General features: G+C 63.7%; 13 protein-coding genes and 1 tRNA gene. 4 read left to right on the top strand and 10 right to left on the bottom strand.

The genetic code is table 11. The annotated features are described in order from the left end of the window. Both proB and obgE read right to left on the bottom strand, forming a co-directional pair. The gene (proB, locus tag A9K65_RS06225) at window positions 1-1,191 is read right to left on the bottom strand and encodes a glutamate 5-kinase (RefSeq protein ID WP_064995933.1); all 1,191 of its coding nucleotides are present in this window, start codon (window positions 1,189-1,191) and stop codon (window positions 1-3) included. A gap of 4 nt (window positions 1,192-1,195) precedes the next feature. Continuing rightward, entirely contained in the window at window positions 1,196-2,227 is a 1,032-nt protein-coding gene (obgE, locus tag A9K65_RS06220; protein WP_013529067.1) for a GTPase ObgE, read from the bottom strand. 134 nt (window positions 2,228-2,361) lie between these two features. On the opposite strand from obgE, the gene A9K65_RS06215 reads away from it, so the two are divergent. Further along, the gene (locus A9K65_RS06215; protein WP_027163446.1) at window positions 2,362-3,231 is read left to right on the top strand and encodes an endonuclease/exonuclease/phosphatase family protein; all 870 of its coding nucleotides are present in this window, start codon (window positions 2,362-2,364) and stop codon (window positions 3,229-3,231) included. Between the two features lie 7 nt (window positions 3,232-3,238). Here A9K65_RS06215 and A9K65_RS06210 read toward each other — a convergent pair whose 3' ends face one another. From A9K65_RS06210 to A9K65_RS06195, 4 genes are all read right to left on the bottom strand, one after another. After that, window positions 3,239-3,769 carry a GNAT family protein gene (locus A9K65_RS06210; protein WP_027163447.1) on the bottom strand — a complete coding sequence of 177 codons (531 nt, stop codon included), beginning with the start codon at window positions 3,767-3,769 and terminating at the stop codon, window positions 3,239-3,241. 21 nt (window positions 3,770-3,790) lie between these two features. Then, on the bottom strand, window positions 3,791-4,378 hold the full coding sequence (locus A9K65_RS06205; RefSeq protein ID WP_024502874.1) for a GNAT family protein: 588 nt from the start codon (window positions 4,376-4,378) through the stop codon (window positions 3,791-3,793). A 120-nt stretch (window positions 4,379-4,498) separates the two neighbouring features. Then, window positions 4,499-4,768 (bottom strand): 50S ribosomal protein L27, encoded by a 270-nt coding sequence (gene rpmA, locus A9K65_RS06200; protein ID WP_013529063.1) that lies wholly within the window; start codon window positions 4,766-4,768, stop codon window positions 4,499-4,501. 97 nt (window positions 4,769-4,865) lie between these two features. After that, window positions 4,866-5,546 (bottom strand): 50S ribosomal protein L21, encoded by a 681-nt coding sequence (locus A9K65_RS06195; protein WP_013529062.1) that lies wholly within the window; start codon window positions 5,544-5,546, stop codon window positions 4,866-4,868. Between the two features lie 404 nt (window positions 5,547-5,950). On the opposite strand from A9K65_RS06195, the gene A9K65_RS06190 reads away from it, so the two are divergent. Together A9K65_RS06190 and A9K65_RS06185 are read left to right on the top strand one after the other, a co-directional pair. Continuing rightward, window positions 5,951-6,040: transfer RNA gene (locus A9K65_RS06190), tRNA-Ser, on the top strand. Window positions 6,041-6,308: 268 nt separating this feature from the next. Next, window positions 6,309-6,590 (top strand): hypothetical protein, encoded by a 282-nt coding sequence (locus A9K65_RS06185; protein ID WP_064995934.1) that lies wholly within the window; start codon window positions 6,309-6,311, stop codon window positions 6,588-6,590. 93 nt (window positions 6,591-6,683) lie between these two features. Here the strand turns inward: A9K65_RS06185 and A9K65_RS06180 are convergent, their stop codons facing one another. Then, window positions 6,684-7,283, bottom strand: coding sequence for an NADPH-dependent F420 reductase (locus A9K65_RS06180; RefSeq protein WP_064995935.1), 600 nt, complete (start codon window positions 7,281-7,283; stop codon window positions 6,684-6,686). Window positions 7,284-7,357: 74 nt separating this feature from the next. After that, complete coding sequence (locus A9K65_RS06175) at window positions 7,358-8,092, bottom strand: SDR family oxidoreductase (protein WP_013529053.1); 735 nt, start codon at window positions 8,090-8,092, stop codon at window positions 7,358-7,360. A gap of 277 nt (window positions 8,093-8,369) precedes the next feature. Between A9K65_RS06175 and A9K65_RS06170 the strand changes: the two genes are divergently transcribed. Continuing rightward, entirely contained in the window at window positions 8,370-9,266 is an 897-nt protein-coding gene (locus A9K65_RS06170) for a LysR family transcriptional regulator (RefSeq protein WP_064995936.1), read from the top strand. Between the two features lie 276 nt (window positions 9,267-9,542). Here A9K65_RS06170 and recQ read toward each other — a convergent pair whose 3' ends face one another. Further along, window positions 9,543-11,384 carry a DNA helicase RecQ gene (gene recQ / locus A9K65_RS06165; protein ID WP_064995937.1) on the bottom strand — a complete coding sequence of 614 codons (1,842 nt, stop codon included), beginning with the start codon at window positions 11,382-11,384 and terminating at the stop codon, window positions 9,543-9,545. After that, window positions 11,384-12,046, bottom strand: coding sequence for a sulfotransferase (locus A9K65_RS06160; RefSeq protein WP_245267641.1), 663 nt, complete (start codon window positions 12,044-12,046; stop codon window positions 11,384-11,386). The genes recQ and A9K65_RS06160 overlap by 1 nt, the downstream gene beginning before the upstream one ends. Window positions 12,047-12,326: the final 280 nt, after the last annotated feature.

The following is a 12,326-nucleotide window of genomic DNA, read 5'->3' as shown; positions in this document are numbered from 1 at the left end:
TCATCCTCCGCTTACATCGCCACCAACCGTGACTTGGTCACCGGCCCCTGTTTGGTCGCCGGCCCGTACTTGGTCACCCGAATGGCTCACCACAAGGTCGTCGCGGTGGATCATCGCCGAACGCGCCTCGTAGCCGAGCACGGTTTCGATCTCGGCCGTCTTCAGGCCCGCGATCCTTACGGCATCGGCGGCATCATAGGCAACCAGCCCGCGCGCGATCTCGCGGCCCTCGGGCGACAGGATCGCCACCGTGTCGCCGCGCGAGAAATTGCCGCTGACCAGCTTGACGCCGGCCGGCAGCAACGATTTGCCCGACAGCAGCGCGCCGATGGCGCCGGCATCGACCGTAAGCCGGCCGGCCGGCTCGAGCTGGCCGGCGATCCAGGTTTTGTAGCCCTTGATCGGGTTGCTGCTCGGCCGAAAGAAAGTAGCGCGCTCGCCGCGTTCGATCGCCATCAGCGGCGACAGCCGAGTGCCCGACGTGATGATCATCGCGGTGCCGGCGGCGGTGGCGATCTTGCCGGCATCGAGCTTCGTGCGCATGCCGCCGCGCGACAGCTCGGAAGCGGCCGCACCCGCCATCGCCTCGATATCAGGCGTGATGCGGTCGACCACCGGAATGAATTTGGCGTTGGGGTCGCGCGCCGGCGGCGCGGTGTAGAGCCCGTCGATGTCGGAAAGCAGCACCAAAAGATCGGCGCCCATCATGGTGGCGACGCGGGCCGCCAGCCGGTCATTGTCGCCGTAGCGGATTTCGGAAGTCGCCACCGTGTCGTTCTCGTTGATGACCGGCACTGCCTTCATCTTCAAGAGTGTCGAGATCGTCGCCCGCGCGTTGAGATAGCGGCGGCGCTCCTCGGTGTCGCCGAGCGTCAGCAGGATCTGGCCCGATTTCAGGCTGCCCTTGCCGAGCGCGTCCGACCAGGCGCCGGCCAGCGCGATCTGTCCCACGGCTGCCGCCGCCTGGCTCTCCTCCAGTTTCAGGGCTCGCTTGCCGAGGCCAAGGATGGTGCGGCCAAGCGCGATAGCGCCGGACGAGACGACGAGGATTTCAGCGCCGCCCTGGGCCAGCCCGGCAATGTCGTCGGCGAGCGAAGCCAGCCAGTCGCGCTTCAGGCCCGTCGCGCGGTCGACGAGCAGCGCCGAGCCGATCTTGACGGTGATGCGCCGATATTTTCTCAGCGACTGCATGACCCTATTTGTCCCAGCGCGTCTCGACCGGCGCCGCGATCTGCGCGCGCGCCTCAGCAATCACCGCCATCAGCGCCCGCTGCACCGCCTCGACGCCCTCGCCGGTGACCGCCGACAACAGCATCGGCGCGCGGCCGGCAGCGCGTTTCAGCGAGGCGACCTTCTTCTTGCGCGCATCGGCGTCGAGCGTGTCGACCTGGGAAAGCGCCAGGATCTCGACCTTGTCGGTGAGGCCATGGCCATAGGCGTCGAGCTCGGCTCGCACGGTCTTGTAGGCCTTGCCCGGATTTTCCTCCTGCGCCGAAACCAGATGCAGCAGCACACGCGTGCGCTCGACGTGGCCAAGGAAGCGATCGCCGATGCCGACGCCCTCATGCGCGCCTTCGATGAGGCCCGGAATGTCGGCGATGACGAATTCGCGCGCGTCGATGCGGGCAACGCCGAGGCCGGGATGCAGCGTCGTGAAGGGATAGTCGGCGATCTTCGGCTTGGCTGCGGTGACCGCCGCCAGGAATGTCGACTTGCCGGCATTGGGCAGCCCGACCAGCCCGGCATCGGCGATCAGCTTCAGCCGCAGCCAGATGTTGAGCTCTTGCCCCGGCAGGCCGGGATTCGCGCGGCGCGGCGCCTGGTTCGTCGAGGTCTTGAAATGCTGGTTGCCGAAACCGCCATTGCCGCCCTTGGCCAGCAGAAAGCGCTGTCCGACCACGGTCAGGTCGCAGATCAGCGTCTCGTTGTCTTCTTCGAACACCTGCGTTCCGGCCGGCACTTTCAGCGTGACGTCGGCGCCCTTGGCTCCGGTCATGTTGCGGCCCATGCCGTGGACGCCGGTCTTGGCCTTGAAATGCTGCTGATACCGGTAGTCGATCAGCGTGTTCAGCCCGTCGACCGCCTCCAGCCAGACATCGCCGCCGCGGCCGCCGTCGCCGCCATCCGGCCCGCCGAACTCGATGAATTTTTCGCGCCGGAACGACACCGAACCGGCGCCGCCGTCACCGGAGCGGATGTATACCTTGGCTTGATCGAGAAATTTCATGAGATTGTACAGTTTCTACTAGTGGCTTTGCGGCATTGCTCTAAACCTTGGCCCTTGCTCTAAACCAAGGCGCGGCGAAGGGCGAGGCCGTTTTGTGACAATGGCCATGTGGGGTTGGCCGGAGAGACGTCGGAATGAAGCTTGTAACCTACAACATCCAGTACGGCATCGGCCTCGACGGGCAGTACGATGTCGGGCGCATCGCCGATGCCGTGCGCGGCGCCGACGTGATCGCTTTGCAGGAGGTGACCCGCAACAATCCTCGGAATGGCGGCCGCGACATGGTCGCCGAGATCGGCGAGGCGCTGCCCGACTATTTCGCCGTCTATGGCAGCAATTTCGAGGCCAATATCGGTTCGCACATCGACAACGGCCGTGCCGTGACGAAAACCTTCCAGCTCGGCAACATGGTGCTGTCTAGGACGCCCATTCATCTGTCGCGCAACCTGCTTTTGCCGCGCAGCCGCAGCTTCGAGATGATGAACTTCCAGCGCGGCGCGCTGGAAGCGCTGATCGAGACGCCGCTTGGTTTCATCCGCTTCTATTCCATCCATCTCGATCACCGCAGCCCCCTCGAACGCGCCAGCCAGATCCAGTTCCTGCGCCAACGCATGCTGAACTATGCGCTCGAAGGCGGAGCACTGTCCGGCGTCGCCGAGATCGGCCTGCCGGAACTGCCGCATCCCGAAGCCTTTGTCGGCATGGGCGATTTCAACATGCTGGCCGGCTCACCCGAATATGTCGAACTCGCCGGCCGGCCGGACCATGAATTCGGCATGCCGCTGACCGCCGACTTCGCCGTCGATGCCGCCTTGCGGCTGAACGCCACCGGCGACGATCTCATCAGTTGGGTCGATCCCAAGCAACCCACCGATCCCAGCCGGCACAAGCGCATCGATTATATCTTTACCAGCGCTTCGCTTGCCAGATCCCTGCAGCGTCTGTGGGTCGACCGAAAGGCAGTCGGCTCGGACCATCTGCCGGTGTGGGCCGAACTGGGCTGATGGCCATTCATCTGGCGGCGTTTTCGCGTTCGACGATCGCCATCATGATCGTATCGCGGTATTCCCCGTCGACATGGACGGCATCGCGCTGCACGCCCTCCCTGACAAACCCGACCTTGTCGTAGAGAGAGATGGCGCGAGCATTGTCGGAATGCACGGAGAGTTCGATGCGGACGAAACCGGCCCTGCGCGCTTGCGCCAAGGTTGCATTGATGAGCCGCAGTCCAAGCCCTCGCCCCCGATAGGGAGGAACAATCCCCATCCCGAGGGAGCCGCGATGGGCATGGATGAGCCGATCATGGCGTGAGATGTCGCACCAGCCGACGACCTCGCCACGAACAACGGCCACGAACCCCGGATCGCCTCTCCCGATACGATCCATTGCGAAACTTCTGACTTGATCCAGCGGTGGCGCCTCAAGGAAGGACAAGTACTTTCGCTCACGCGCTACGACATCGAGCGCGCGATGAAAGCTTTCGATATCCCCAGGCGTCATCGGCGCGATCGCGGCCGTTTCAATATCGCTGCTGTCGACCATTGGCTTGACCGCCGTCATCCATCAGAAATGCACCCAGTTCCGCAGGCTGGTCCAGGTCTTGCGATCGAGCCGGTAGCGCTCGACGGGAACCTGGCCGGCGACGATCGAGTTCAGCATGCCCTGGCCGGCATACTGGAACCCGCATTTGTGGATGACGCGGCGCGAGGCCGGATTGATGACCCGCGTCGAGGCATGCAGGACCTGGATCGACGTCCTCTGGAAGGCGAGATCGACCAGCGCGTGCGCTGCTTCCGTCGCATAGCCCTTCTTCCAGTGCGGCTCGCCGATCCAGTAACCGAGCTCCAGCCCGCGATCGGTGGTGTTGAGGCCGGCGCAGCCGACGAAGGTGTCGGTGCCAGCCAGCGTCAGGGCATAAGCAATGCCGGCCCGACGCGATTTGGTCATGGCCAGGAACGCGCGCGCCTCGGCCTCGCCATAGGGGTGCGGCATGCGTGCCAGCATTTCGGCGACATGGCGGTTGTCGGCAAGCTCGACCAGCTGCGCGATATCGCCCTCGTGTGGCGCCCGCATCACCAGCCGCTCGGTGACCAGCACCGGGCAGTCTATCGCGTAACTTTCGTCTTCTGAGTCTTCCGCTTCGGCAACCATTTGAAAGTCCTCCAGGCACAAGAAAAAGGGGAGATGGAAACCCATCTCCCCTGATCCTTTTCCTGGCTTTGCCAGACACCGGTTCCCGAGATGGGCGCCGGTGTTCTAGTGCGGAACCGGCTACTCCGCGGCTTTGGCAATCGGGTTGACCGATACGTAGGTTCGGCCGTTGGCTTTTTTGTTGAACGTCACGGCGCCGGTCTCGAGCGCAAAAAGCGTATGGTCCGTGCCCATGCCGACATTGACGCCGGGATGCCACGTGGTGCCGCGTTGACGAATGATGATGTTGCCCGGGATGACGGCTTCGCCGCCGAACTTCTTCACGCCCAGACGCTTGGAATGCGAGTCGCGACCGTTGCGCGACGAGCCGCCAGCTTTCTTGTGTGCCATCTAACTAACTCCGTTGCGCCGCAAGGCGCCTAAAAGGCCTTATGAACGCGTTCGCGTTCCGTTTCAAGTCCGATCCGGCGACCTGGTCGCCAGAAAATTACTTCGCCGCCAATTCCTTGGCCTGCTCGCGCCAGTCCTTGATCTGGTCGGCGCTGAAGGGCATGTGCTCGTCGATCTTGGCGACATCCTTGTCGGTCAGCTTGGCGAGCTGCGCGAAGGTGATGATGCCCTGCTCGTTGAGATCCTTGGCCGCGACCGGGCCGATGCCCTTGATCACGGTCAGATCGTCCGGCTCACCCTTGGGCGCCTTGAACAGCGGCGCTGCCGCGGTCTCGGCTGCCTTTGTCTCGGCTGCCTTGGCCTTGGGCTCCTTCTTCGGCGCGGCTTCCGCCTGCACCTCGGTGGCGGCCTCGGCCTTCACCTTCTTCGGCGCCTTGACCGCTGCCGTCTTCGTCGGCTTGGCGCCACCCAGCAGGATCTCGGAGATCCGCACGGTGGTCAAAAGCTGGCGATGGCCGATCTTGCGGCGCGAATTCTGCCGGCGGCGCTTCTTGAAGGCGATGACGGTGCGGTTCTTGCCCTGCTCGACGACTTCGGCGGTGACCACCGCGCCGTCGACGAACGGCGCGCCGAACGTGACATTCTCGCCTTCGCCATGTGCGAGGACGTGGCCGATCTCGACCATATCGCCGACAGCGGCTTCGAGTTTTTCGATCTTCAGGAGATCGTTGGCGGCAACGCGATACTGCTTGCCACCCGTTTTAATGACTGCGAACATTTTTTGCCTTTCGCTGTTCGGTCGGCCTTGATGAGCCGCCTCTGGCGGTTCAGCCGTCTTTTTGTCAGTCTGCGGGTTCAAAAAACAAGCGGCGCGGAAGAACCCTCCACGCCGATTGCGCGCTGTCCCTAACCGAAGGTTGAGTGCGAGTCAAGGCAAACAGCTGTTGTCGGGACTGTTGTTGGCGGCCGAAGGATCGAGCGTGTCAGCACGACTGCACGACGTGACCATCGTCGAGGCAAGCACGCGTGACTGGTTACCAACCTATCCAGGCCTCGCCGCCGCTGAACCGTCGCGAATCCGCTGCTTGTCCGGCAAGCCAAATAACTGACGGATTGGCCTTGTAACCTGCCCGTTCAGCCGTTATCTAGTGCGCCGCGCCGGCAACGGCCGACCATGACCGCGGAGAGGTGGCAGAGTGGTCGAATGCACCGCACTCGAAATGCGGCATGGGTGCAAGCCCATCGGGGGTTCGAATCCCTCCCTCTCCGCCATTCAATCCCGAGAAAACCGGACATTTCCTGGGCCGCCTGCCGCATATCCGCAGCAGGACAAAGCCGCTCGAGCCGGGACACTCTGGCCTTCGCGGAGGCCGTAAAGCTTCGGCGATGGGCAGGCCCATTCGGCATCTCCGCACATCGCTTCTGTCCGCAAGCGCAGCCATGCCGCTGTGAATTTACCAGCCGGTTTAGCCCAAATGGGGAGAGGCCCGGCCCACGATCTCGTAACGGTTGGTTCGCCGAACCCAGTTAGGAGACCACGATGCGCAAAGCCTCTCTCGCCATCGCAGCTTTCTTCAGCCTTTCCACTGTCGTATCGGCATGCGTGTCGATGGACGGCAACGTCGTCGTGAACAACTGCAATTATCGCGTCATGGGAAATTACAAAGGCTCGGATGGCAGTTGGGGTGGCTTCGGACCCATCCGCGCGGGCGGTCGTGAGGCAACTTCCAAAAGACGCGATGCTGGCTGGGGCATCAGCTTTTGCAACTATGAAGCATGGGGGGCCGGCACATGTCGGCCGAAGGATCCCAGGCAGATGTAAGCTTTCAAGCACGTCACTTCGCGCGCTTGGCTCGTTGCCGACGATGTGGCCGGCATCGTACGCCTGCCACTCTGTCGGCACACGATAAATCCGTTACTGCTCCTTCTTGAACAGGTCCTGGAAGATCAGCTGGCCCCAAGTGCGGCCGCGTGCGTGCACCAGCGTGCCGCCCTCGTTGAGCTTCCCCAGCTTGACCGGTGCGAACCCGAGTTGTTTGGCCAATGCCGCCACGGGAGCGATCGCGTCCTCGTCGTCGCTCGACAGAAAGACGACCCGGTGCCCGCCCTCGACGATCGGATCGGCAGCCAGGGTGGCCGCAATCAGGTGATTGAAGCCTTTGACGAGCTTGGCGCCGGTGAACGCCTTCGCGACGAAGGCGGAGGACGGCAGACCGTCCAGCTCTTCGGGGACTGGAAACACGTTCGTCGCGTCGATGATCGTCTTGCCTTCCCAGCTTGGCAGCGCCTTCGCGACATCCGGGTGCGATTCAAAGCGGACAGCCAAAAAGATGATGTCCGCCTTGACGGCGTCCGCCAGTGTTTTCGGGATGATCATGGGTCCGATCGCGGCCGCGTCGGATGCAAAGCTTTCCGGGTCGCGCGTGGTTGCCACGGACACTTCGAGGCCCTTGCGGGCAAATGCCTTGGCAAGAGCCTGGCCGATCTTGCCGAAGCCGATAATTGCGTAGCTCATGTATACTCTCCTTCAGTTTACCAGGCCCTGCGGGCTCGGGATATCGAATGGAATGAACGGCGGGGCGTAGCGGGTCAGATTTGCGCCAAGCCCCCGTCGACGGCGACCTCGCTGGCAGTCATGAAGCTGCTGTCGGGCGACGCGAGAAACGCAGCCGCCGCCCCGATCTCCGCTGGATCGGCCATACGCTGAAGCGGATTCATCGAGGCGAAGACCTTCAGGCCCTCCTCGCCTATCGCTGCCTTCGCGAGTTCGGTCGCCGTCGGCCCGGGCGACAGCACGTTTACCCGGATGCCGGTGCCCTTCAAGTCTTCCGCCCAGGTCCGCGCGAGGTTGCGCACCGCCGCCTTGCTCGCGCTATAGACGCTGAATGCGGGCGCGCCCGTGGTGCCGGCGCTCGATCCGGTCAGGATAATCGAACCGCCCTCGCCCATCAGCGGCAGCGCCTTCTGGACCGTGAAGATCGTACCCTTCACATTGGTGTTGAAGGTTTCGTCAATGTGCTCGGCGGTGAGCTTGCCGAGCGGAAGCAGGCTTCCCACCCCGGCGTTGGCGAAGATGATGTCGAGGGTTCCGCGCTCGGCCTTCACCGCCGCGTAGAGCCGATCGAGGTCGGCCTCATCCGAGACCGAGCCCTTCACCGCGCGGGCATTGGGCCCGAGCTCGGCCACAGCGGCGTCTAGCGCTTCCTGCCGGCGGCCGAAGATGAAGACGAAGGCGCCCTCCTCGATGAAGCGCTTTGCAGCGGCGAGGCCGATGCCGGTGGCACCACCCGTTATAACCGCAACCTTACCATCCAGTTTTCCCATGACTTAATCCTTCCAGGCTCTGTCTTTGGTCGTTCGGGGACGCCCCGAGAACCTCTAGATGGGCCCGCCGGGGTCGCGCGGTGAGTGCGGAAGCGCGCACATCGGTGGTGCAGAATCGATCCGCTTTCAGGATTGACGCCAGCCCGCGACGATCCGTGTCCGCCGTTCGGAATAGCGTCGCCCTTGTCGACACAAGCCACGATATCCCGCCCCTACTGCTGTAGGATGTGTTAGATACGGGCTTTGGAAGGCGCACCGCGCGGTGCCGGATTGCACCATGATCGACTGGGATGACGTTCGCTACTTTCTAGCCGTCGCACGCGGAGGCTCGGTGCGGGCTGCCGGCGCGCAGCTCGGGGTGAATCACTCGACCGTTCTGCGACGCATCGCACAGCTTGAGGAACGCCTCGGGGCGCAAATGTTCGAAAAGCTGCCTTCGGGCTACCGCCTGACCGCTGCCGGCGAGGAGGTCCTCGAGCTCGCGAACCAGATGGAAGCGTCGTCGCACCAGCTGGAGACGCGCGTCTTCGGGCGCGACCAGAGCGTACGCGGACTTCTGCGGGTGACGCTGGCACCGCCCCTCGCGACGCACCTGCTCATGCCGGACTTCGCCGATTTCGCGCACCTGCATCCAGACATCGAGATGGAAATCTTGTCGTCCGGCGAGCTGGCAAATCTGACCAACCGAGAGGCCGACGTGGCGATCCGCGTCGTCTACGACCGCAAAAACCTGCCGCTCAATCTTCACGGACTGAAGGGAGCGGAGGTGTTTGGCGGCGTCTACATGTCCCGCGATCGCCTGGCCGCGTGGCGTGCGGGCGCACCTGATCCCATCCGGTGGATCGTCATAAGCGTTCATGGAATTCCAGAGTGGGCCAGCGCGGGTGAGGTTGGCACCACGGGAGTTCCATTCAGGATCACGGACGCCGAGGCGCAGATCGTTGCCGTACGGCAAGGTCTCGGGATCACGACACTGCCGTGCTTCGTCGGAGATGCCGACCCCCTGCTGGTGAGGGTGCCGGGCACCGACCTGCACCTGTACGGAACGCTCTGGCTTCTCACACATGGGGAGACACGCAAGACGAAGCGCGTGCGGCTCTTCACTGAGTTCGTATCCCGCAGGCTCGCCGCCTACGCTCCGCTTCTCGCGGGACTGTCCACATCGCGCGACTGACGCCCGGCGGGTCGCCCGCGACGCTTGCAGTGGATAGGTGCCTGCAAGCGGACAGCGGCATCTATTGCGGTTGCAAATGCTCGGCCATGAAGTCGATGCACGCCTCAGTCTGGGCCTGATCTGTCGACCGGCCGGCCAGAAAACGTTGAACTAATCGGTCCCTGGGGGGCATGGGCGGTGGAGGAATGGGCGGCGGCGGCACAGGAGGTTTCGGAGCGGATGCCTTCTCCGAAGATCCCTCTGCTTCACGGCGCGTGACCAGTCGCTGATCTGACCTCAGGCCGCCTCACCCGACCGGTGCTCGGCAATCGCACTCAGAAAAACCTGGCCGAACTCCTTCAGCTTTGCCGCCCCAACCCCATTCACTTCAGCGAAGGCGTCGAGGTCGTTCGGGCGGCGCTCTGCCATGTCGATCAGCGTGCGATCGGAGAACACCACATAGGCCGGCACCTGGCGCTCCTTGGCGAGCCGCAGGCGCAAGGATTTGAGCGCGGCCAGTAGCCCGGTGTCCACAGCCGACTGCCCGAGATCCTGCCCGGAGCGCATCTTGCCGCGCAAGGCGCGGCTGCGTACCTCGACACGATAATGGAACGGCACCTCGCCACGGCCAAGCGCATGACCCTTTTCGGCGATGGCGAGGCCGCCATGACCGGCCGGATCCGGCATCAGGAACCCGCCGGCGACGAGTTGCCGGATCAGCGATAGCCAGAAATCCTTCTTGTGCGCCAGACCACTGCCGAAACTCGTGAGCCTCTGGTGGTTCCTGGCAAGCACCTTCTCGGTTTCATGGCCGAGCAGGATGTCGATGACATGACCGGCACCGAAACGCTCACCGCTCTGGGCGATCGCCGTCAGGATGATTCGAGCCTCGGCTCCGCCATCGGCGCGCGGTGCCTGGTCGAGGCAGGTGTCGCAATTGCCGCAAGGCTGCGCTTCCTCGCCGAAATACCCGAGCAGCACCTGGCGGCGGCACTGCGCCGTCTCGCAATAGCCTATCAGCGTGTCGAGCCGGCCATGCGAGCGCCTCTTGTGCTCGGGCGGCGCATCCTCGTCGTCGATGAACATCCTGCGCATGCGGATATCGCCCAGGCCGAACAGCATATGCGCCTCGGCGTCCCGCCCATCGCGGCCGGCGCGGCCTATCTCCTGGTAGTAGGCCTCCAGGCTGCCCGGCATGTCGGTGTGGAAGACATAGGCGACGTCAGGCTTGTCGATGCCCATGCCGAAGGCGATGGTCGCCACCATGACGACGCCGGACAAGGTCATGAAGCTGTTCTGGTTGGCGTCACGCGCCTCCTTGCTCATGCCGGCATGATAGGCGAGCGCGGTGACGCCGTTCTTCTCGAGGAAGGCCGCCATCTCCTCCGTCTTCTTGCGCGACAGGCAATAGACGATGCCGCTGCGGCCGGGATGGCGCTCGACGAAGCGCAGCAATTGCCGCTTGCTGTCCTGCTTGGCCTCGATGGCAAGCTTGATGTTCGGCCTGTCGAAGCCCAGCACCAGGGTCTCGACGCGCTCGGCAAACAGCCGGGATTCGATGTCGGTGCGCGTGCCTTCGTCCGCCGTCGCCGTCAGCGCGATGATCGGCACGCTGGGAAAGATGCCGCGCAGACGCGACAGGTCCTCGTATTCGCGCCGGAACGCCGGCCCCCATTGCGAAATGCAATGCGCCTCGTCGACGGCGATCAGGCTGATATCGAGCCTGGCCAGCGCCTCGAGCATGCGCTCGGTCATCAACCGCTCCGGCGCGAGATAGAGCAGGCGCGTCTGGCCCGAGGCGACGCGACGCCATGCGGCGATATTGGCATCGCGGTCGATCGAGGAATTGATCGTATCGGCGGCCACGCCGGCAAGCCGCAAGGCGGCGACCTGATCCTGCATCAGCGCCACCAGCGGCGAGACGACAATGGTGAGCCCGCCCAGGACAAGCGCCGGCACCTGGTAGCAAAGCGATTTGCCCGCACCAGTCGGCATCACAGCCAGCACATGACGCCCGGCCAGCAGCGCGTCCATGACATCGGCCTGCCCGGGGCGAAAATCATCGAAGCCGAACACGTCCTTGAGCACGCGCCGCTTGGGATCCAGCTCTTCTGTCGCGAGGGCCGCCGGTGCCTGCATCACCGCGCGTCCACGGTCGGCGTGCTTATTGGCATGTCATAGCCGAACTCGGCGCAGAAACGTTGGACGCGGGCGAGAAATGCCGGGGGCAGGCCGCCGAGATAGGTCCTGAATTCTTCATTCCGTTCCCATTTTCTCAACGAAGCCACCCGGATCGGATTGTCCGGGTCCTCGCTGAAACGAATGCGCGGTGTCAGTCCGAATGACTGCGCGATTCTGTCCTGCTGCGCATCGGGCGCGCCGATCATGTCTTCGTAGCGGACGAAAAGGATCTGCCGGTGCGGTTGTGCCTTCTTCAGCCGGATCAGCGCGTCGTATTCGGTCAGCCAGCGTTGCGGCGTGACGTGGAACCGACGCTGGTTGCGTGTTTGCGGATGCGAACTTGTCAGCGTGTCGAATGGATGGCGCACGCAATAGATCAAGCCGATGGAGGTCGGTAGCTTCGCCAGATGCGCAAAACCGCGCGCATCGCGCTTGACGACGAGGTTCGATTCCGGCCGGTCCAACATGTCCAGCATTGCGTATCGCGCTTCGGGCGGATGGACGAAAATGTCCTCGAAACACCTCATCAGCCGCTGTGTCAGCGTCGTCCCGCTGCGTGCGCAGCCCGAAATGAAAATTCTGTTGGCGGGCGTCGCGCGTGCATATCTGCGTCTTTGCATGCGCTGTCTCAGAGACAGCGGCACGAACCGCAGGAACTCCCGCATAACCCTTCGCGCAGCCGCTCCAAACGCAGCCTCAAGCCTGTGAGCGCCCTTCATCCGCAATTCCGCTGGGCCGCGCGGCGCGGAACGCGCCGCTTGGGGTCCATGGCCAAGATGCTCGTCGCCGATATCAGCATCAGGCGGACACCGGGCTGGAATTTCGTAGACTGGAGAGGATGTGGAAACCGGTCAAGACGACTCTCTGGCGTGGGCACCATGCCTTAGCGCAGCTGTCATC

This window comes from Mesorhizobium sp. WSM1497 (genome assembly GCF_001672455.2).
Taxonomy (GTDB): domain Bacteria; phylum Pseudomonadota; class Alphaproteobacteria; order Rhizobiales; family Rhizobiaceae; genus Mesorhizobium; species Mesorhizobium ciceri.
The sequence above is the reverse complement of the archived record's forward strand: the minus strand, read 5'-3'. Positions and strand labels throughout refer to the sequence as shown.